Annotated in this window: 14 protein-coding genes; 10 read left to right on the forward strand and 4 right to left on the reverse strand. The window is 40.0% G+C overall.

The genetic code is table 11. The annotated features are described in order from the left end of the window. The first annotated feature begins 30 nt into the window (after positions 1 to 30). From HJC33_RS16675 to HJC33_RS16685, 3 genes are all read left to right on the forward strand, one after another. Positions 31 to 3,054: a tetratricopeptide repeat protein gene (locus HJC33_RS16675; protein ID WP_171659983.1), complete on the forward strand. Its 3,024-nt coding sequence runs from the start codon at positions 31 to 33 to the stop codon at positions 3,052 to 3,054. A 13-nt stretch (positions 3,055 to 3,067) separates the two neighbouring features. Continuing rightward, positions 3,068 to 4,819 carry a TonB-dependent receptor gene (locus tag HJC33_RS16680; protein WP_171659984.1) on the forward strand — a complete coding sequence of 584 codons (1,752 nt, stop codon included), beginning with the start codon at positions 3,068 to 3,070 and terminating at the stop codon, positions 4,817 to 4,819. 68 nt (positions 4,820 to 4,887) lie between these two features. Next, positions 4,888 to 6,009: an OmpA family protein gene (locus HJC33_RS16685; protein ID WP_171659985.1), complete on the forward strand. Its 1,122-nt coding sequence runs from the start codon at positions 4,888 to 4,890 to the stop codon at positions 6,007 to 6,009. Positions 6,010 to 6,025: 16 nt separating this feature from the next. Here the strand turns inward: HJC33_RS16685 and HJC33_RS16690 are convergent, their stop codons facing one another. After that, positions 6,026 to 6,349, reverse strand: a complete 324-nt coding sequence (locus HJC33_RS16690) for a carboxypeptidase-like regulatory domain-containing protein (RefSeq protein WP_171659986.1) — start codon at positions 6,347 to 6,349, stop codon at positions 6,026 to 6,028. A gap of 155 nt (positions 6,350 to 6,504) precedes the next feature. On the opposite strand from HJC33_RS16690, the gene HJC33_RS16695 reads away from it, so the two are divergent. After that, positions 6,505 to 7,587: an OmpA family protein gene (locus HJC33_RS16695; protein ID WP_171659987.1), complete on the forward strand. Its 1,083-nt coding sequence runs from the start codon at positions 6,505 to 6,507 to the stop codon at positions 7,585 to 7,587. A 50-nt stretch (positions 7,588 to 7,637) separates the two neighbouring features. Next, positions 7,638 to 9,260 carry an amidohydrolase gene (locus HJC33_RS16700; protein WP_171659988.1) on the forward strand — a complete coding sequence of 541 codons (1,623 nt, stop codon included), beginning with the start codon at positions 7,638 to 7,640 and terminating at the stop codon, positions 9,258 to 9,260. A gap of 42 nt (positions 9,261 to 9,302) precedes the next feature. Here HJC33_RS16700 and HJC33_RS16705 read toward each other — a convergent pair whose 3' ends face one another. Further along, positions 9,303 to 9,833 carry a DUF2911 domain-containing protein gene (locus tag HJC33_RS16705; RefSeq protein ID WP_171659989.1) on the reverse strand — a complete coding sequence of 177 codons (531 nt, stop codon included), beginning with the start codon at positions 9,831 to 9,833 and terminating at the stop codon, positions 9,303 to 9,305. Positions 9,834 to 10,073: 240 nt separating this feature from the next. Between HJC33_RS16705 and asnB the strand changes: the two genes are divergently transcribed. The 3 genes from asnB (at position 10,074) to HJC33_RS16720 (ending at position 15,009) form a co-directional block, all read left to right on the forward strand. After that, positions 10,074 to 11,744 carry an asparagine synthase B gene (gene asnB, locus HJC33_RS16710; RefSeq protein ID WP_171659990.1) on the forward strand — a complete coding sequence of 557 codons (1,671 nt, stop codon included), beginning with the start codon at positions 10,074 to 10,076 and terminating at the stop codon, positions 11,742 to 11,744. 251 nt (positions 11,745 to 11,995) lie between these two features. After that, positions 11,996 to 13,936: a DNA topoisomerase (ATP-hydrolyzing) subunit B gene (gene gyrB, locus HJC33_RS16715; protein ID WP_171659991.1), complete on the forward strand. Its 1,941-nt coding sequence runs from the start codon at positions 11,996 to 11,998 to the stop codon at positions 13,934 to 13,936. A gap of 71 nt (positions 13,937 to 14,007) precedes the next feature. Beyond that, positions 14,008 to 15,009 (forward strand): DUF6588 family protein, encoded by a 1,002-nt coding sequence (locus HJC33_RS16720; RefSeq protein WP_171659992.1) that lies wholly within the window; start codon positions 14,008 to 14,010, stop codon positions 15,007 to 15,009. Between the two features lie 74 nt (positions 15,010 to 15,083). On the opposite strand, the gene HJC33_RS16725 is transcribed toward HJC33_RS16720, so the two are convergent. Beyond that, on the reverse strand, positions 15,084 to 15,455 hold the full coding sequence (locus HJC33_RS16725) for a hypothetical protein (protein ID WP_246245591.1): 372 nt from the start codon (positions 15,453 to 15,455) through the stop codon (positions 15,084 to 15,086). A 236-nt stretch (positions 15,456 to 15,691) separates the two neighbouring features. Between HJC33_RS16725 and mdh the strand changes: the two genes are divergently transcribed. Further along, the gene (gene mdh / locus HJC33_RS16730) at positions 15,692 to 16,618 is read left to right on the forward strand and encodes a malate dehydrogenase (protein WP_171659993.1); all 927 of its coding nucleotides are present in this window, start codon (positions 15,692 to 15,694) and stop codon (positions 16,616 to 16,618) included. 167 nt (positions 16,619 to 16,785) lie between these two features. Beyond that, positions 16,786 to 19,752, forward strand: coding sequence for a protein translocase subunit SecDF (secDF, locus tag HJC33_RS16735; RefSeq protein WP_171659994.1), 2,967 nt, complete (start codon positions 16,786 to 16,788; stop codon positions 19,750 to 19,752). Positions 19,753 to 19,829: 77 nt separating this feature from the next. Here secDF and HJC33_RS16740 read toward each other — a convergent pair whose 3' ends face one another. Further along, positions 19,830 to 22,310: a glycoside hydrolase family 9 protein gene (locus HJC33_RS16740; RefSeq protein WP_171659995.1), complete on the reverse strand. Its 2,481-nt coding sequence runs from the start codon at positions 22,308 to 22,310 to the stop codon at positions 19,830 to 19,832. Between the last annotated feature and the right edge of the window lie 51 nt (positions 22,311 to 22,361).

Raw genomic sequence — 22,361 nt, forward strand, 5'->3', positions numbered from 1 at the left:
AACAGTCAATCGAGAACAGCGTAGAACACTATGAATCGAAAGAACCTCCTTGTTTTTCCCTTCTTCTTGGGAATTATTTGTATTTTATCCGGTCAGGAAACCCAAATTTATTCACATGAGGATAAAGCATTTCAAGATGCTCTGGCTCTCTACAATAATCAGCAATATCAGGCCGCCCAAACCATTTTTGAAAAAGTTAAGGCCAACACCAAGAATTATGAAACTGAGGCCAACAGCACATATTATGCTGCCAATGCTGCCATACGTTTAAATCAACGTGGTGCTGATAAAATGATGGAGGATTTCGTGGAGCGTTATCCTACCTCCACCAAACGTAATTCAGCTTTTTTGGATGTGGCCGATTATTATTTTGAGACTGGAAAATATCCATATGCATTAAAGTGGTACAAAAAAGTTGACGAATCCTCTATGTCCAATGCGGATCAAGAACGATTCAATTTTAATAATGGATATGCTCTATACGCTTCTAAACGACCCAAACAAGCGGAGCGGTATTTAAGCAAGGTGAGCAATTCGCCAAAATATGGTTCGCAGGCCAAATACTATTTGGGTTATATCGCCTATGAACAAGATGATTATAATGAAGCAAGCGCTCGATTTGACCAAATCACTGACCCAGAATTACTCAATGAGAAACTGTCCTATTATCAAGCTGACCTGAACTTTAAGCTGGGAAATTTTGAAGAAGCCATTGCCATGGCCAAAAAACAATTGCCCAAATCTGACCGTAAAGAAAAGTCGGAACTCAATAAAATCATTGGAGAGAGTTATTTCAATCTAAAACAGTACAGTGAGGCCATTCCCTATCTGCAAAAATACAAGGGCAAAAGAGGCAAGATGAGCAACACGGATTATTATTTGTTGGGTTATAGTCATTACAAACAAGGTGATTTTGAAGGTGCCATTCAACAGTTCAATAAAATAATTGGCGGTACCAATAGTGTTTCGCAAAATGCCTATTATCATTTGGCGGAGTGCTATTTAAAGCTCGATAAGAAATCCGAAGCCTTAAATGCGTTCCGAAATGCTTCGCAAATGGATTTTAGTGCGGAGATTCAAAAAGATGCTTTGCTCAATTATGCCAGATTAAGCTATGAAATAGGAAATCCGTATGAGCCTGTCCCCGAAGTAATGGCAGCATATTTGGAAAAATACCCCAAAGATGAGCATCAACAGGAGATACAAGAACTCTTGGTGGATTCTTATATAACTTCCAAGAATTTTGAAGGGGCCATGCAACTTTTGGAAGAAAACAAGGGCTACGCTAGCAAGGAAACGTATCAAAAGGTAGCGTACTATCGTGGTGTGGAACTGTTCATTGATGGAAAATATGAGGAAGCTGCAGCACGATTCTCCAAATCGCTAAAAAGTGCAGAAAATCAAGATTTTGAAGCTAGAGCGCAGTACTGGAAAGCTGAATCTGAATATAGAATGAATCGTTTTGATGATGCTTTAACTGATTTTACCCGTTTTCAAGGATTGCCGAGTGCTCAACACATGGAAGAATATCAAGAATTGGATTATAATATGGGCTATTGCTATTTCAAATTGAAGGCCTATGGCAATGCCATCACACATTTTAAAAAGGTTGTTACATCGAGTTCCATTGAAGCAGAAAAACGTAATGATGGATATGTAAGGTTAGGGGACAGTTATTTTGTAACCAGTAAATATCGTCAAGCGCAATCGGCTTATGACGAAGCTTCAAAAACAAATGGTCCAGAGCGGGCGTATGCTGCTTTTCAAAAGGCGTTGTGTGCTGGATTTTTGGGGAGTAATACTGCTAAAATTGATGAATTGAACCAATTTTTGACACGTTATCCTAAATCGAGCTTACGGGATGACGCTTTTTTTGAACTGGGGAACACTTATGTTAAAACTGGTCAGGAAAGCATGGGATTGCAAATGTATGATCAGTTAATTTCAGAATACAGCAGAAGTAAGTTTGCTCCTAGGGCGCTTTTAAGGCAGGGGTTGGTGCACTACAATGCCAGTAGAAACGATCAAGCTTTGGATAAGCTAAAGCAAGTTGTGCAAAAATATCCAAGTACACAGGAGTCCAAACAAGCGGTGGCAACGGCCAAATTAATTTATGTTGATGAAGGCAGGGTGAGTGAATATGCTGCTTGGGCAAGAAATTTAGATTTTGTGGAAGTGACCGATGCTGAATTGGACAATGCAAGTTTTGAAGCCGCTGAACGAAAATACGTAGAGGGTAAATCAGATGCGGCAATGCGCGCCTATGAGGATTATTTGAAGGAATTTCCCAACGGAATCCATGCCTTGGAGGTCAATTTTAATCTGGCGCAGCTCTATTTTTCCAAAGGTATGAAAGATGAGGCTTTACCAAAGTATCAGGTTGTTGCCAGTAGTGGTAGCGGAGAATATACCGAGCAGGCATTAACGAGGGTCTGCGAAATCTATGTGGAAAAACAGGATTATCAAAAAGCTATACCCTATTTGGAGCGTTTGGAAAACAGTGCGGAAATTGTTCAGAACAGAACCTTTGCGCAATCTAACCTCATGAAAGGCTATTATGGTCAAAAAGATTACGGCAAGACCATCAATTATGCCGAAAAAGTATTGCAAGCAACAAATATTGATAATCGGATTAAAAGTGATGCACAGATTATGATTGCTAGATCTGCCATGGCCACCAATGATGAAGTTTTGGCTGAAACGGCCTATCAGGAAGTGAAAAAGATTGCTACTGGGGAATTGGCTGCAGAGGCTTGGTATTTTGATGCATATTTCAAAAATAAAAATCAAGACTTTGAAGGGTCTAACACATCAGTACAAAAGTTGGCGAAGGATTATGCACCCTATAAGGAATGGGGAGGCAAGGGATTGGTTATTATGGCCAAAAACTTTTACAATTTGGGAGATGCCTTTCAGGCCACCTATATTTTGGAAAGTGTGATTTCAAATTTTTCAGAATACGAAGAGATTGTGGCCGAGGCTAAAGGAGAGCTTTCAGTGATCAAGGCCAAGGAAGCCCAGAGCAATTCATCTGTAGATCCTAACGGCAACTAAATTGACACGAGCAATGCAAAAGAACATCCATATATTTTCACTATTATTTTTGAGCCTTTTAGGAACTGCAATTGCGCAGGAAACCGATGATATAGGTACTGAAACGGTCACGGTGGTCAAACCCTATTCCCCGACCGTTTCAGATGCCTTTAAAATTAAATCGGCACCTAACCTTAACGATTCCATTGTGCTTCAGAAAAAAGAAATTGATTATAATATATTCTCGGTACCTGTGGCTTCCACTTTCACGCCGGCCAAAGGCAAGGCATCCAGAGTTAAAAAGACACCGCCTCCCACATTGTACAATTCCTACGCTTCTGTAGGTTTGGGAAATTACAATAATGCGTTGGTGGATTTCTATACCAGTCGTGAGTTTAACCGTGGAGAGGATCTTTTGGATTTTGGATTAACCCATCATTCCTCTAGAGGTGCTATTGATTCAACGCCCTTGGACGCTGATTTTTATAATACCCACTTGGATGCTTCCTATGCCAAAAAGGATAGAGATATGGATTGGGGAGCCAATATTGGGTTGCAACATCAACTGTACAATTGGTACGGCATTGAAAATGGTGTTTTTGATGAGGCTGTTATTGCTGCAATGGATGAACAGCAAAACTATTTCAATGCGGAAGCCAAGGCTCATATACATTTGGAAGATTCCTTTTTTAAGGAAGGAAATATATTGTTGAGGCGTTTTTGGGATTCATCGGAATCAGGGGAAAATCGAGTGGTGATCAATCCTACCATAGAATTGCCCATTACGGAAGAGTTGGTGACCATTGGTGCAAAACTGGATTTTGTCAATGGGAATTTTAAAAACACATCGCTGAACAATACCGTCAATGATGGTGAAATCAATTACAGTCAGTTTCAAGCGGGAGTGACCCCGAGTCTTTTGGTACTTCGGGATGATTTGACCTTGAATCTGGGAGCTAGTTTTGTGTATGGATTGGATACGGAAAATAGTGACAGCAATTTTTATATCTATCCGGCTGTGACCGCATCTTATCGGTTGTTGGATGAAAATGTTATCGCCTATGGCGGAATAGAAGGTCAGTTGAAACAAAATTCATATCATGATTTTGTCAATGAAAACCCATATGTTTCCCCAACGCTGACCATTCAACCTACAGACCAGCAATATGAAGGTTATTTGGGGTTGAAAGGGCAATTGTTGTCCAATGTGGGCTACAACATTAAAGGTTCTTATACGGCGGAGAACCGTAAACCACTCTTCTTTTTGAACCCGCAAAACCTTTTTCGGGATGATGAAAAAAGCTATTACTATGGAAATTCTTTCCAAGTCTTTTATGATGATGTAAAGACCTTGGGTGTTTTTGGAGAGTTGAATATCGATATCAACAGAAACTTTACTTTGGGAGTGAATGCTGAGTTTTATGACTATGATACAGAGACGGATAATCCAGCGTGGAACTTGCCATCTATAAAAGGATCTTTGTTTGTGGACTATCAAATTAATGAAAAATGGTACTTGGGAGGCAATCTATTTTATGTAGGGGAACGGGATGATTTAGTGTCCCAGGCTATCCAAAATGCCACTCCTTCAGAATTTCCGGCTACCATAGTTACCTTAGATGGTTTTTTTGATGCGAATGCCCATGTGGGTTACCACTTCAACGAACAACTTTCAATTTTTGTAAAGGCCTCTAACATTGCAAACAATGACTATCAGCACTGGACCAACTTTAGGGTGCAGGGGTTTCAAGCATTGGCAGGTGTTTCCTATAAGTTCGACTTCTGATATGTAGGAAAATACAATAAAATACTAGTGAAATCGTTATTACATGACCTTCAATCCTATTGTTTTCAATGGATTGGTGGAAACCACGTGGATTGGAAATCATGCGATTACGGTTCAAATACATATTAACCAACCTCACGCTCATACTGTTTGTAACAGCTGCAGGTGCCCAAAATCTTGTTCGCAACGGTGGATTCGAAGATTTTGTAGAGTGCCCTGTGAAAATGAGCAACCTAAATAGGGATGCCGAATATTGGAATGCACCTACTTTGGGCACCACAGATTATTTTAACGAATGCAGTAAAACAAAGTTGGGCATACCCATGAATTTCAAAGGTAAGCAAGAAGCTTTTGAAGGAAGTGCTTATGCAGGGCTCTACTTGTTCGCACCCAAAGACTATAGAGAATATATTCAGGTTCCCTTGACGGAGACACTGGAAAAAGGGCATAGGTATGAGCTAAAACTATCCTTGAGTCTTGCAGAAAAATCAGATGGCGCTGTTATGGATTTAGGAGCTGTTCTTTCTGAAAAACCATTGTCCATTCATACCAAAAGACAACTTTCCAATGCCGCTTTGGCTTCTCAGAGTATTAAAGCTACCCATGCCAAACAATTTCCGGCAAACAGTTTTTATAATGATAAGAGTAAATGGATGGAACTGAGTTTGGAGATAGTGGCCAAAGGTTTTGAAAGTAATCTGGTCTTGGGTAATTTCAAAAGTAATGGAGGTACACATTATTTGCCGTTCAAAAAGATGCCCGGTAATCCAGAAGGCTATTCCTATTACTATATAGATGATATTTCTCTAACCTATCTGGGTCCTGAATATAAACCCAATGAGGTCTATGTGTTGAATCATGTCAATTTTAATTTTGATAAGTTTGATTTACAACCTAAGGCCAAAAAGAACCTAAAGAGTGTGTATCAGTACCTAAAGAAACATCCTAACCTTCAAGTGTCAATAAGTGGGCATACAGATGATTTAGGCTCAGATGAATACAACAATGTATTGTCCAAGCAAAGGGCCAATACCGTTGCAAAATATCTAATGGCTTTAGGTTTGAAAAAAAAGCGTATCAGTTCAAAAGGGTATGGAAACAAAATACCATTGGATAGCACTTTTACCGATAAGGCAAGAAGAAAGAACAGACGTGTGGAATTTGTGATGACGGAGTTTGTGGATGATTGATGATGGGCAAGTCTGCTTATTTCCCTTCTAATAACTTCTTCATTTCCTCATTATATTCCAAAATAATCTCACCGGCACTGCCACCACTTAATACAAAGAAAGCTTCAGTTTTATAGCCCTTGGAGCTAATCTTTATTTTCCAGTGAAAATCTTTTTTGCTTTCCAATGTAAAAGCACCGTCAAAATCAGTGTAGGTGATATCCTTGGTATTATTGATTTCCACAGTAGCGGAATATATGGGAAGCCCCAATTCATCAATAATTTTCCCCGTAACAACATTTTGACTCATTCCCAAAAAAGGAAAAGAGAACAGTACGAGCATAACGGTTACTATGCGCATTACAGTAAGATTTGGACTTATGTAACGCTTTTTATCAGAATTTAGTATAGAAAATAGGAGTGAAAATAATACTGGTAAATATGGCAGTATAGCAATATAATAGCAAAAGACACGTTTTTATGCATGAGCGGGAACCTAAATAAACATAGTTTAAAATGGGGTACCGTAAATTTTCTTTTTTCAGTTTCAGTTTGTTATTGTGCACAGCACTTTCTGCACAAAACTTGATTTTAAATCCGGGATTCGAAAATCATGATCAATGTCCATCCAATATTGTTAATATGGATGTATTGCTTCAAGATGTCTCTTTGCCAACTTCTAGCTCGGGGGATTATTTTCACCAATGTGGGTCAGAGGATTTTAGCATTCCTTCGAATTTTAAAGGGATTCAAAAGAGTGCCGAAGGTTCAGGTTACGTTGGACTTTATTTTTATGCGCTGAATGATTATCGCGAATACATTCAATTGAATACCACTAAAAAACTACGTGAAAAACATCCGTATAAAATTTCTTTTCAGGTAAGCTTGGCTGAAACCTCCAAACTGGCCCTGAAAAATATGTCAATCGTGTTGACGAATAAAAAAATAAAGATGCCCAACAGTTCTGCCTTGACCCAATCCAAACTGGATTTGCAAGAGGGTATAGAATTTCACGAAGTACAGTTGAAAGCCAATAATTCAATGGCGGATAAAGACGGCTGGGTTACCTTAACTGCTGAATTTGATGCCAAAGGTTTTGAAAGTCAAATTATAGTTGGGAATTTTGCGACCAACGAAAACACACAGCTTTTACAATCAGAAAAGCTCCCTTTATCCAGTGATTTCTCATATTACTACTTGGATAATTTCGTGTTGGAAGAATTGCCAAGGGTAAATTACGAAAAGGACAAAATCTACGTCTTGGAAAACAATCCTTTTGAACCAAAAGGGCATGAATTGGATGAAAAAGCACTGGCGGATATTAAAAAAATCTTCAAATTCCTTAAGGAAAATGCAGAGGTGCAAATGAAGATTACCGGACATACTGATAATATCGGAAGCCCAGAATACCACAAGTTCATGTCTTCTTTAAGGGCTAGGGCGGTAGCGCTACACTTAAAGAAATTGGGTATAGATGATGACCGCATTGTTTGGGAGGGTGTTGGAGATACCAAACCACTTCGCAATGGAAAAATAAAGGCCAAAGACTTTGAAGATGGCCGAATCGAGTTCGTGATGACCGAGTTTGTGGACGATTAGCACACATCCTTTCATTCACATTTTCTATTTTTGGAGGAAACCTTCATGTCATGAAAAAATGTTTCCTCTGTTTTTCGGTACTCTTATTTTTTGTAGCATGCAATCCAAAAGAAGAGGTAGATTTCATCATCTATAATGCCAACATTTACACGGTTGATGCCGACTTTTCCAAAGCTTGCTGTTTGGCTGTTAAAGATGGAAAATTTGTTGCGGTTGAAGAAACAGCGGATATCTATCAAAAATTCAAATCGAAACAGCAAATTGATGCCAAAGGGAAGACTTTAATCCCAGGATTAATTGATGCCCACTGTCATTTTTATGGATTGGGGCTTAATCAACAAGTAGTGGATTTGGTGGGAACGACAAGTTATGATGAGATTTTAAATAAAGTTGTCGCTTTTCAGAAAGAACGACCGTCCAACTTTGTATTGGGCAGGGGATGGGATCAGAACGATTGGGAGGTCAAGGAATTTCCAACCAAAGAAAAGTTGGATGAATTGTTCCCAAACACTCCCGTGGCCTTGGAGAGAATAGATGGCCATGCCTATTTGGTGAATCAAAAAGCATTGGATTTGGCTGGAATTACTTCTGAAACACAAGTGGAAGGAGGAGAAATTGTAAAAAAGGAGGGCAAGATCATAGGGGTTTTGGTGGATGGTCCCATGAGAATGATAGATGCCGTTATCCCAAAACCTGATAAAAAAACACAAATCCAGGCGCTAAAGGATGCTGAGGAAATATGTCTTGATTACGGCCTGACAACAGTCAATGATGCAGGCCTTAATCGCAATACCATTGAACTTATAGATAGTCTTCAGCAAGCAGGTAATATGTCCATTAGGATTTATGCCATGGTAAGCAACTCAAAAGAGAATTTGGATTATTATTTGAACAAGGGAATCATTAAAACAGATAAGCTCAATGTCCGTTCCATAAAAGTCTACGGAGATGGCGCCTTGGGTTCCCGTGGTGCCGCATTAAAAGCTCCCTATTCTGATCAAGATGGGCATTTTGGTGCGATGGTGACACCGGTAGACCAAATTGGGGTCATAGCGGAACGCATTGCAGAGTCTGATTATCAAATGAATACCCATGCCATTGGGGATTCTGCCAATGTGGTTATCTTGAGGGCATATCAAAAGGCTTTGGAAGGAAAAGAAGATAGGAGATGGAAAGTTGAACATGCCCAAGTAGTTTCGGAAAATGACTTTGACTATTTTGAAAATGGGATAATTCCATCCATACAACCTACACATGCTACAAGTGATATGTACTGGGCAGAAGACCGTTTAGGGCCCGAACGTGTAAAAGGCGCATATGCCTATAAAAAATTATTGGACAAGGCTGGAGTTGTTGCCTTGGGAACTGACTTTCCCGTTGAAAGGGTAAGCCCATTCCTTACTTTTTATGCTTCCGTATGTCGTCAGGATTTGGAAAAATACCCTGAAGGAGGCTTTCAAATGAAAGATGCCCTTTCTCGTGAAGAAACGCTAAAAGGTATGACCATTTGGGCAGCATACTCCAATTTTGAAGAAAATGAAAAGGGGAGTATAGAAGTAGGCAAACTTGCCGATTTTGTAATCCTGAGTGATAATATTATGACAATGCCTTTGGATAGTGTTCCTGTATTAAAGGCAGAGCAGGTTTTCGTGGGAGGTGTTCAAGTAAAATAAAACGAGCCTAAAAGGCCCGTTTTATCTATTGTAATTATGTTTTTACAAGCTGATAGGTAAAGAAACACGAGTGGTTCCCCAACCCATAACCATAGCGCCATCATCATCAAAAGCAATAGAAAATGCTTCCAATGATTCACTGTCTGTACTGGCTTTAGCATTTACTCTAGCTACATCAGCAGCACTATCATAAGAATAAGCGCCCCATTGGTTCAAATTGCTATTCAAAATAACGGTCCATTCACCTTCTCCTGGAATGGTGAACATGGAATAGGTTCCTGCCTTAACAGTTTTACCACCAATAGTAGCGTCTTTATAAAAAGTTATCTCTGCGCATTCGTTGGCGCCAGTTCTCCAAACTTTACCATCTGGGGCAAGCTCGGCAAGGCTTCTACCCTTTAATTGGGGACGACTATAAATTACGCGTACAGTCTTGTCAGATACCCTGTAACTAGAAGGGTATGAAGCAATGTCTGCTGGGCTTTTGTCAAGACCACTGAATTTTTGGGCGGTTGCTTCAGTGGAGAAAACCAACGCCAAGGTTAAAAAAGTAAATAAGAAAACATTTTTCATGATTGTGATTTTAGTTCTTCCCAAAACTAGGATGTAATTGGGTGTTGTTTTTATAAAGAGACGTTAAATTTTGTGAACCTTACAATGTGTTCAAATATGAAGTGTTAAAACTTAATGTCAATTACAATTAATTCTAAAAACCTTATTTAGTATTTAAATTTGATACTGTTTTTAAACAAAGTATTTTACTTTATAGGTTTTAAGATGTTATTTGTATCAAAATTGTTATAAACTACTATTATGTGTGGAATTGTATGTGCGTTTGATGTAAAGGAAAGTACTGAGGTATTAAGGCCGCAGTTGTTGGAAATGTCCAAAAAAGTAAGGCACCGTGGTCCGGATTGGAGTGGAATTTATGCTGATGATAAGGCTATTTTAGCCCATGAGCGTTTGGCCATTGTGGATCCTGCTTCTGGAAAGCAGCCTCTATTTAGTGCAGATGGAAAACTGGTGTTGGCCGCAAATGGAGAAATATATAATCATAGAGAGCTAAGAAAACAATTTGAAGGAAAATATGAATTCAAAACGCAATCCGATTGTGAAGTGATTTTGGCACTTTATCAGGAAAAAGGTGTTGACTTTGTGGATGACTTGAATGGAATCTTTGGTTTTGCCATTTACGATAGCGAAAAGGACGAATATTTTATTGCTCGTGACCATATGGGTATTATTCCTCTCTATATTGGTTGGGATAAAAATGGAACTTTTTATGTGGCTTCAGAGTTGAAAGCATTGGAAGGCACTTGTGCCAAAATTGAGCTTTTTCCTCCCGGACATTATTTGCATAGTCCGGATGGAGAGTTTAAAAGATGGTATAAAAGAGACTGGATGGAGTATGATGCCGTTAAGGAAAATGAAACCAGTATTGAAGCAATCAAAGATGCTTTGGAGGCTGCCGTTCACCGTCAATTAATGTCTGATGTTCCCTATGGAGTACTGCTTTCAGGTGGATTGGATTCTTCAGTAACTTCAGCAGTAGCAAAAAAGTATTCGCAAATGCGGATTGAGTCTGGAGACACCAAGGAAGCTTGGTGGCCGCAATTACATTCCTTTTCAGTTGGATTGGAAGGTTCTCCTGATTTGGCAGCTGCCCAAAAAGTTGCGGATCACATCGGAACAATTCACCATGAAATAAAATTTACCATCCAAGAAGGCTTGGATGCCATCAAAGATGTTATCTATAACTTGGAAACCTATGACATAACCACTATTAGGGCCTCTACGCCTATGTATCTAATGGCAAGGGTGATCAAGTCCATGGGGATTAAGATGGTGCTCTCAGGTGAAGGTGCAGACGAGCTTTTCGGTGGATACCTCTATTTCCATAAGGCGCCAAGTCCAAAGGATTTCCATGAAGAAACGGTGAGAAAACTGGATAAATTGCATATGTACGATTGTCTTAGGGCCAATAAATCTTTGGCAGCTTGGGGAATTGAAGGGCGTGTTCCATTTTTGGACAAAGAATTTATGGATGTGGCCATGAGCATCAACCCAAAAGATAAAATGATCAATGGAGAACGTATGGAAAAATGGGTGGTTCGCAAAGCATTTGAATCTTACTTGCCCGAAAGTGTAGCTTGGAGACAAAAAGAACAATTTTCTGATGGGGTTGGGTATAGTTGGATAGACACTCTAAAAGAATTGGTGGAAAAAGAGGTTAGTGATGAACAATTGAAAAATGCGCACTTCAAATTCCCAATACAAACACCAACAACAAAAGAAGAATATTATTACCGTTCCATTTTTGAAGGTCATTTTCCTTCGGATGCTGCAGCATTAAGTGTTCCGCAAGAGCCATCCGTGGCCTGTAGCACCAAAATAGCACTGGAGTGGGACGAAGCATTTAAAAACATGAACGACCCTTCTGGAAGGGCTGTTGCCAACGTGCATGAAGATGCTTATATCAAATAACCAACCAGTGTTTAATTTTTAGAGCAGGAAGATGACGTTTTGTTTCATTTTCAATTAGTCGGAAAAGCCCCTACGTGTAGGGGCTTTTTGTTATGTGGGAGGGAGTATAAACCAGCTGAATTACCGGCCTGGTTTTTCCACATGTTTTTGTTGATAACTTGAACCTTCAGAAGGGCTCCAACCACCTAATTTCACTAGGGATTTCTTATATTTGTAAGATTTGAAAATTTCAAGGCAAATATTTAAAATATATGAGCGAAGAAGCTAAGAAAAACCAATATTCAGCGGATAGTATTCAGGCCCTTGAGGGTATGGAGCACGTGCGTATGCGCCCTTCCATGTATATTGGAGATGTAGGTGTCAGAGGATTGCACCATTTGGTGTACGAGGTGGTAGATAATTCCATCGATGAGGCCATGGGGGGCTACTGTGATACCATTGAGGTAACCATCAATGAGGATAACTCCATTACTACTAAAGATAACGGTAGGGGTATTCCTGTTGGATTGCACAAAAAAGAGGGGGTTTCTGCTTTGGAAGTGGTAATGACCAAAATTGGTGCTGGTGGAAAGTTCGATAAAGATTCCTATAAGGTTTCTGGTGGACTCCATGGTGTTGGGGTTTCCTGTGTAAATGCACTTTCCAGCCATCTAAAGGCTACGGTTCATAGAGATGGAAAAATATGGGAACAGGAATATGAACGAGGTAAGACCTTGTATCCTGTAAAAAGTATTGGAGATAGCAAGGAAACAGGTACGGAGGTTACTTTTATTCCTGATGAGACCATCTTTACCCAAACAACAGAATATAGTTATGATACCCTTGCCAATAGGATGCGAGAGCTGTCCTATTTGAACAAAGGCGTGACCATAAAGCTTACGGATAAACGTAATAAAGACGAAAAAGGGGAATTCATAGGTGAAACTTTCTATTCTGAACAGGGATTGAAGGAATTTATCCGTTTTCTGGATGGCAATAGAGAGCCCTTGATTCAAAGTGTCATTTCTATGGAAGGCGAGAAAAACGGTATTCCTGTTGAGGTGGCTATGGTCTATAACACCGGATATACTGAAAATCTACATTCCTATGTAAACAATATCAATACCCACGAAGGAGGTACGCATCTGTCCGGTTTTAGAAGGGGACTTACAACTACTTTGAAAAAGTATGCGGATAACTCCGGAATGCTGGATAAAGTAAAATTTGAGATATCCGGAGACGATTTTCGTGAAGGCCTTACAGCTATAGTTTCTGTAAAAGTGGCTGAGCCTCAGTTTGAAGGTCAGACCAAGACCAAACTCGGTAACCGTGAGGTGACCAGTGCGGTAAGTCAAGCTGTTTCTGAGATGTTGACCGATTATTTGGAAGAACACCCAGATGACGCCAAGCAAATCGTTGAAAAAGTGAAACTGGCTGCTCAAGCCAGACATGCTGCTGCCAAGGCACGTGAGATGGTTCAACGAAAAAACCCGATGACCGGTGGCGGACTTCCAGGGAAATTGTCCGATTGTTCCGATCAAGACCCAGAAAACTGTGAAATTTTCTTGGTTGAGGGGGATTCTGCGGGTGGTACGGCCAAAATGGGTCGTGACCGTAACTTCCAGGCTATTTTGCCACTTAGAGGTAAAATATTGAATGTGGAAAAAGCCATGCAGCACAAGGTTTTTGAAAATGAAGAAATCAAAAACATGTATACTGCGCTAGGGGTTACTATTGGTACCGAAGAGGACAGCAAAGCACTTAATCTGGAGAAATTAAGATACCATAAGGTTGTCATCATGTGTGATGCTGATGTGGATGGTAGTCATATTGAGACCTTGATACTCACCTTTTTCTTCCGATATATGCGAGAATTGATAGAAAACGGTCACGTTTACATTGCCACGCCGCCGTTGTACCTTGTAAAGAAAGGAACAAAAAGAAGGTACGCATGGAATGATGCAGAACGTGATGAGATTGTGGAATCCATGAAAGGTGGTGCAAGCATACAACGTTACAAAGGTTTGGGAGAAATGAATGCCGAACAACTTTGGGATACCACCATGAACCCAGAGTTTAGAACGTTACGACAAGTGAGCATTGAAAATGCTACAGAATCAGACCGAATCTTCTCGATGTTAATGGGTGATGAAGTACCACCTAGACGAGAATTTATAGAGAAAAATGCCGTCTACGCGAACATAGACGCATAGATAATGACTGTTCACAACAAAAACTCGCTCCAAAAGGGCGAGTTTTTTAGTTTTAGGAAAAATTCTCAAAAATGAAAAGAATAATTCCTTTACTAGCGTTATTATCCATCACTATGGGTAAGTCGCAAGATTTGAATGACCTATTTGTTTCGGGACTAAATGATGCAGAGCGTTTTGCCAACGCATACTTAGCGCCGGTATCCGAAGCGGCAATGTATAGTATCTCCAATGGATGGTACAATACTGCCGACGCTAAACCACTTGGAGGTTTTGAAATCTCTATTGTGGGAAATATAACAGGGTTTAAGAACAAAGACGAGAAGAAGACCTTCATTCTTGACCCTAATGACTATGAAAATCTAGATTTCGTGGATAATCCAGGTCAAGCGAGGCAAGTTTCCACTGCTTTGGGTGATATTGAAGGTGTTAATGTTTTTGTTGGAGAGGGTGTGTTTCGTGAGGAATTTGAACTTCCGACTGGGCTTGGTGACGACTTGAGTTTTGTTCCATCAGGTTATATCCAAGGAAGTGTTGGATTGGTCAAAGGATTGGAAGTAAAAGCACGTTTCCTGCCTAAAATTAAGTTTGATGATGATGCAGAGTTGGGACTTTTTGGAGCAGGTCTACAATATGAATTTACCAAACTACTTCCGGCGGATAAACTGCTTCCTGTTGCAATTTCTGCAGTTATTGGATATACCAACCTTTCAGGGGAATATGATTTTACAGATTCCAGTACTATTGATGGAAGTGACCAAAAACTGGATGCTTCTTTCAAGACTTGGAATTTTAGCGCTGTGGTTTCAACCAGAAAAATTCCAGTTATCAATTTTTATGGAGGAATAGGATACATTACAGGAAAGTCAGACATTGACCTTTTGGGAACATACGAGGTAACTTCTGGCCCTGTGCAGGCCACCTATACAGATCCTTTTACGGTTGCAACTGATGCCAGTGGAGTTTCTGCAAATCTTGGAACCAAAATAAAGTTGGGCTTTTTTAGATTAAATGCTGAGTACAATATTTCCGAGTTCAACACCTTTACTTTTGGTATGCACTTCGGTTTTAGATAATAAATTGAACTAACCAACCATACTAAAAAGGCCCCAACATAGTTGGGGCCTTTTATTTTCATAAGTGGGTCTTCCTACTCCCTGGTGGCGAAGACCGAACCATTTCCCAGGGTCAAAGTTTCGGGGTCGTTATTTTGCTCCAGACTTACGGTTACATCAGAAACTTGGGAATCACCATAAGTAATGGTGTACACTCCATTTTCTTCAGACCATTTAAAGTCGGTGTAAAAAACTAATTTAGAATTTGAATAATTTTGGTATCTACCCAGATATACATCATTAAAGATCCATTCCTCACGGGTAATGTCCGCATTTTTGTTGTCGTTTGTTGAAGATTCGCTTTTTGCCCAGATACCTAAAATAGGGTCGTTGTTCTCTGGAATACTGGTACAGTTGCTGATTGCAATTATAGATACAATGGACAACAATGAAAAGAACTTTTTCATAGTTAAGTAGGTTAAAACAGATTTTGGGACTATTATAACGGCATTTCACAACATTTTATTGTTTTAAAATCGATGATATGTATAAAGTGATTTTTTCTTCGGAAGAAACTGTATTTCTGCCATAGATGCACTTTTATGTGATTTCTTTGTAAAACTGGGGTCAAAATGGGTAAAAGTCAGGTTTTATCTCTTGTAAATGCCTTATTTTTGATCGATTAAAATTTAAACCTATAAAAATGAAAGTAACCGTAGTAGGAGCAGGTGCAGTTGGGGCAAGCTGCGCTGAGTATATCGCCATGAAAAATTTTGCTTCAGAAGTAGTACTTCTGGACATCAAGGAAGGTTATGCCGAAGGTAAGGCCATGGATTTGATGCAAACGGCATCCTTGAATGGTTTTGATACCAAAATCACAGGATCTACCAGTGACTATGCCAAGACTGCAAATAGTGATATCGCTGTGATTACTTCGGGTATTCCCCGTAAACCTGGTATGACCCGGGAAGAACTTATAGGAATCAACGCAGGAATTGTAAAAACGGTATCTTCCAGTTTGCTGGAACATTCTCCAAACACTATCATTATTGTAGTGAGCAATCCTATGGATACCATGACATATTTGGTGCACAAGACCACTGGTTTGCCAAAGCATAGAATTATTGGTATGGGAGGAGCATTGGACAGTGCCCGTTTCAAATATAGACTGGCAGAAGCTTTGGGGGCTCCAATATCCGATATAGACGGTATGGTAATCGGAGGACATAGTGACAAGGGAATGGTGCCATTGATTGGACATGCTACCAGAAACAGCGTAAAAGTTTCTGAATTCTTGCCAGAAGAAAAGTTGGATTACGTTGTGCAAGAGACTAAAGTAGGTGGAGCCACATTGACCAAGTTATTGGGAACCAGTGCTTGGTATGCACCAGGAGCAGCAGTTTCAGGATTGGTACAGGCCATCGCTTGCGATCAGAAAAAAATGTTTCCATGCTCCTCTCTATTGGAAGGAGAGTACGGACTTGATGATATTTGTATCGGAGTTCCCGTGATTTTGGGTAGAAATGGTATCGAAAAAGTAGTTGAAATTGAACTCAGCGATGCCGAAAAAGCAAAAATGCAGGAAAGTGCCGAAGGGGTTAAGAAAACCAACGGATTACTGCAATTGTAAACCAACATAAATAGTTGACAAAATGCCACTTCCTAGGAAGTGGCATTTTTGTTTTATGCTATCACGATGGTTTTCAGTTGCAATTCCCGCAATTTCTATTGGCAAATCTTGAGGGAAATGATATATTTGCACGCTGTTTAAGAAAACATCTAAAAATTTAATAATCAATGCAAAATAAAGGACTAATAAGGCTTTTCGCGCTCCTTTTTGGATTGGTGAGCATTTATCAGCTATCCTATACTTTCATTGCAAGTAAGTTGGAAAAGGATGCTGAAACCTATGCCATCAGCCAAATTTCGGAAGCTGAGGAGGACTATGTGGCTAAGCGTGAGGCTTTAGAGACATCATATTTGGATTCCATTGGAAGTAATTCCGTTTTGGGCTTCACCAGTTATGATGATGCTAAGAAGAAAGAGTTGAACAAGGGATTGGACCTTAAGGGAGGTATCAACGTTACCCTACAGATTTCCGTAAAGGATATCTTGAAAGGTTTGGCCAACAATACTAAAAACCCAGTTTTCAATAAAGCATTGGCTGATGCTGATGAGGCTTCCAAAAATAGCCCGGATACTTATCTGGATTTGTTTTTCGATGCTTTTGATGCTATTAAAGGAGAGACCAAATTGGCCTCGCCAGACATTTTTGCAAACAAAGGTTTAAGTGATGACATTAATTTTCAAATGACAGATGATGAGGTAAAACCTATCATCAGGAAAAAAATTGATGAATCCATTGTTTCTGCATTTGAGGTGCTTCGTGAACGTATTGATGGTTTTGGAGTTACCCAACCTAATATTCAAAGAGAGGGAAATTCTGGGCGTATTTTGGTAGAATTGCCAGGTGCGCGTGATATTGCCAGAGCTCAGGAGTTATTGTCCAGTACGGCCCAATTGGAATTTTGGGAGACTTATTCACAAGGGAACCAAAGTTTGGGAAGCTTTTTTGTAAGCGCCAATGAAAGATTGAAAGAAATATTGGAGCCTGTCCAAGTCGAAGAGGAAACAGCTACACCTGAATCAGAAATTGATTCCTTACTTTCTGATGTTGCTCAAGACTCTTTGGATTTGACTCCTCAAGTTAATCCTTTGTTGAGCAAATTGATTCCAGCAAATCCTGGAAGCCATGCAATTGCTAGAGCTTTAGTCACAGATACTGCTGAAATTGGAGGGTATTTGAATATGCCGGAAATCAGAAGATTGCTGCCCAATGATGTGCAGTTTACCAAGTTCTTGTGGGAAAGGCCGGCAAAGGATTCTGAAGTAGCAGAATTGTATGCGTTAAAATCCAACAGGGATGCTGTTCCGAGAATCAGCGGGGACGTTGTTTCAGATGCTCAAGATACTTTTGACCAGTACAATAAGCCTGCGGTGAGTATGACCATGAATACACGTGGAGCAAAAGAATGGGAAAAGTTGACAGGTGATGCCTACAATAACCAAACAGGTATTGCCATTGTTTTGGATAATAAAGTTTATACGGCACCTGGTGTTTCTTCTGGACCAATTTCTGGTGGTCGTTCCGAAATTACAGGAACTTTTACCGTAAACGAGACTAAGGATATCGCCAACGTATTGCGTGCTGGAAAGTTGCCTGCTTCTGCAGAAATCATTCAATCTGAAGTGGTAGGACCTTCCTTAGGACAAGAAGCCATTGATAGTGGATTTATGTCTTTCTTGATTGCAATGGCATTCGTGTTGGTATGGATGGTTTTCTACTATGGTAAGGCTGGTATTTTTGCCGATATCGCTTTGATTTTCAATATATTATTGATTTTTGGTGTATTGACAAGCCTTGGCGCTGTTTTGACCTTGCCAGGTATTGCCGGTATTGTATTGACCATAGGTATGTCTGTGGATGCCAACGTACTTATTTTTGAACGGATCAAGGAAGAATTGGCACGAGGAAAAGGTAAGGCACAAGCTGTAGCTGATGGTTTTAGCAATGCTTTGTCCTCTATTTTGGATGCCAACATTACAACGGGCCTTACTGCGATTATCCTGTTCATTTTTGGTTCAGGGCCGATTAAAGGTTTTGCCACTACATTATTGATAGGTATTGTTACTTCTTTGTTTACGGCCATTTTCGTAACTAGATTGATGATTGATACGTATTTGTCCAAAAAAGGAAGAAGATTGGATTTCTCTACGGCAATCACCAAGAACCTTTTCACTAACATGAATATCAATTTCTTGGGCAAACGTAAAATAGCCTATGTGGTTTCTGCTATTTTGGTAGGTGTGAGTGTCTTTTCATTGTTCACCAGCGGATTACAACAAGGGGTTGATTTTGTGGGAGGACGTTCCTATCAAGTTCGCTTTGAGAAAGCCGTTAATCCATCTGAGATTGCATCGGAATTAAACACGGTTTTTGGTAGCGGGACCAACGTAAAAACTTTTGGGGAAGCTAATCAAATTAAAGTAACCACTCCTTATAAAGTGGATGTGGAAGGAATTGAAGTTGATAACGAGATTCAGACCAAATTGTATACTTCGCTTCAAAAATACTTGCCAGATGGAACTTCTTTTGAAGATTTCACTGTAGGAGCTTCAGAAAAATCCATTGGAATTTTACAATCTGTAAAAGTAGGGCCAACCATTGCTGATGATATTAAAAATAATGCCTTTTTGGCCATTTTGGGATCACTGGCAGTAGTTTTCCTATATATTTTACTGCGATTTAGAAAATGGCAGTTCTCTTTAGGAGCTGTTATTGCGGTATTCCACGATGTAATGATTGTGTTGGGGATTTTCTCTCTGACTGGCAAGATTATGCCTTTCAACATGGAAATTGACCAAGCCTTTATCGCTGCAATTTTGACAGTTATTGGGTATTCCTTGAACGATACCGTGGTTGTTTTTGACCGTATCCGTGAGATAGTCAACCTAAAAGGCTGGAAAAATGGAGAAAACATAAATCAAGCATTGAACAGTACTTTGAGTCGTACATTAAACACTTCATTGACCACCTTGATTGTACTTTTGGCCATCTTTATTTTCGGTGGAGAAAGTCTAAGAGGGTTCATGTTTGCTATGATTGTCGGTGTTTTGATAGGTACTTATTCTTCGGTATTTATTGCAACTCCAATTATGTTTGATAGTTTGAAAAAGAAAATAGCACCTGCTGAAACAGCATAACCTATTTTTAGAATTATAGTAAAAAGCCGACCATTTATGGTCGGCTTTTTTATTTTAAACATTTTAGAGTACAATTATTACGGATTGGTTTTCTTAAAATAATCGTTCACGGCCAATACCAAGAACATATAATTGGTGGAGCCACCTCCCATGACATACTCAGTTTGTTGCCAGAAAAAGGGCCAGATTTTGAGTTCAGGCAAGTCTGGGCGAATCAATGCCGTTCCTGATGCAACTCCTCCTGGAATAAAAGACCAATCCGCCCTGTTTACCCCATACGCCACTGTTACAGAATTTGAGCCTACTCCAGAAGCAAAGGACTGGGTATTGATACCAGGATGCACTCCTAATACAAAATTTAGAGAGTTGATAAAAAAGTCAGAACTAAACTGTTTCGACCAACCTTTGTGCAAGAAGTATTTTTCCACACCAAATCGTTGTATATTCCAACCGGCTCCCCAAATATTGGGTTTATAGGGAACTCCATAGGGTGAATCCATCTTTTGTTCTTCCTCAAGCTTCGTTTGATAAGCTACCACAGCTTCTTCAATTTTTTTATGGAATTTTTTGTCTTTTATCTTGTACATTACCCTACCCAAGGCCCAACCGCAACGCTCAAAATTTGCAACTACTTTTTCTTGACTTTCCAGAAGCATATCAGTATATGTGGTATCATCCGTCGCCAATAACAATTCGGAAAGGGCAATGATTTTGGAAGCATCGGTTCTATCATTAAGTTTGGCATTGTTGTAAATTGATATTGCTGCATTCAAAGCTTCTGCAGATAAACTTGGGTTCGAGCTTTTCAATACTCTTGAGGCAGCTGCCAAACCGGCTACTGCGTGAAGTTCACGAAACGGATCTTCCTCTGTAAATACCCATCGGTCATCCTTTAAGGAAGAGCTGGTTGCTGTTTTTGTCCCTTCTTCCAATGTCGGATCATATATAAGGTTGTCTGTCATGGAGGATGCGTCACCCAACATCACATATTGGCGTAATGTTGGGCAGATAATGCCCCGATACAATCTCCCCAAGGAGCGATATCCACCAAGTACGGAGGCCAAGCCGTGTTCAATTTGTTGTATTGCATCAGATTTCCCATCGGGTTGGTGTATTTCAACCAGTTTGTTCTTGGCATCTATAAAAGTGGCATCGTAGTCTAGCCCAAATTCCTCGATCATCAATGCAAGATTCCAAATGGTTCCTACCTGGGATTCTACTCTGAGGTCATAATCCCCGGCATCATGCCAACCCCCACTGTTCAATCCCGGGACAGTTTCCCCTGATTTATATTTGGTTAGGGTGGAACTGCCTTGTACATATCCATCAAAATGATTATAGTCTGTTGGAGCCATGCGGGCGTCGTCCAAATGACTGTAGTCATGCCAAACCCTATATTTCTCATTAACCCTCATATGGCACATCTGCACTGGTAGGTAATACTCGAGCACAGGCTGCCATGCATGCCGATCATACACATCTTTGCCAATCTTGAAAGGGTGGGTTTCAACAGTTCCGTAGCTTAACATATACATTCCTGGGGTATTGATTTCGCTAAAATCGAAAGTACCGTATTTGTACCGTAAGAAGTTGCCCCAAGATTTTGGAGTGTCCGATTTTACCAAAGTTTTTCCACTTTCTGCCAATTTGAACAAATGCATTTCATGCATATCAGAAACATTGGCATCCATTTCGATAATGGCCTTTTTTTCTTGATCAATATGGTAACCCAATTGAGAAACTTGAATTACAGGCTGATACTGCCATGTAGAAATTGCGTTGGGGGTAATTTTCCATTGAACAGCATTTTTTGTAGCTCCTGATTTCACTTTTTCGCGGACGATGAACCATCCGTTGTTATGGTTGGTTCTGCCATCTAGAAAATCCATTGTTCCAGTTTGGGAAACGATGGTCATTCGCTGCAGATCCGTTTCCGGCGCAATGGTCAACTTTTTGCCTGAAGCCAAAACCGCTCCAAGATGTTCACCATCTTCTGAAATGATAGGTCCGTTGGGTTGCTGATAAAAAATACCGTGCGCAGCATCCATGATCCAACTTTTTCCAAAAAACTCTGATGGGAATATTTCAAAATTGAAACCTACTTTGCCAATCCATTCTTCGGGTAATGGCTCATCTAAATTCACAGAAACCAAAAAACTACTTCCCTTATCTGCTTTGACTTCCACATCGTAAGAAAACACCAAGTCTGGATAATCAATGGGATTGAATCCTTTCTTATTTTTTGTGCTATCTGGATACCATAAGCGTTGCTTTATGGTTTGGTTCTCCTCATCAATGGAGAGTTTGCCTCCTTTAGGAACAGGTGACCATTGCCCAGGTGAAGCCTCAAGTCTTAAATCTCCATTGGCAGCTACACGACTCCCATGTTGAATGACCGTAACTCCTGTTTGATGTCCATCTGGATAGATATCGCTAAAAACGGTTACATTGAGTCCGGGCATTTCAAAATACCCTTTGTCATTGATTTTAAGTTGATTTTGTGCACAAAGCAGCGTGAAAGACAGCAGGGATGCTGCCAAAAGAAGTTGACGATACATAGTTGTTGGATGTTAGCTCTTTAAAGGTAAGCAATCGATTGTTTAAGGACA

The organism is Flagellimonas amphidinii (assembly GCF_013090115.1).
Classification (GTDB): Bacteria; Bacteroidota; Bacteroidia; order Flavobacteriales; family Flavobacteriaceae; genus Flagellimonas; species Flagellimonas amphidinii.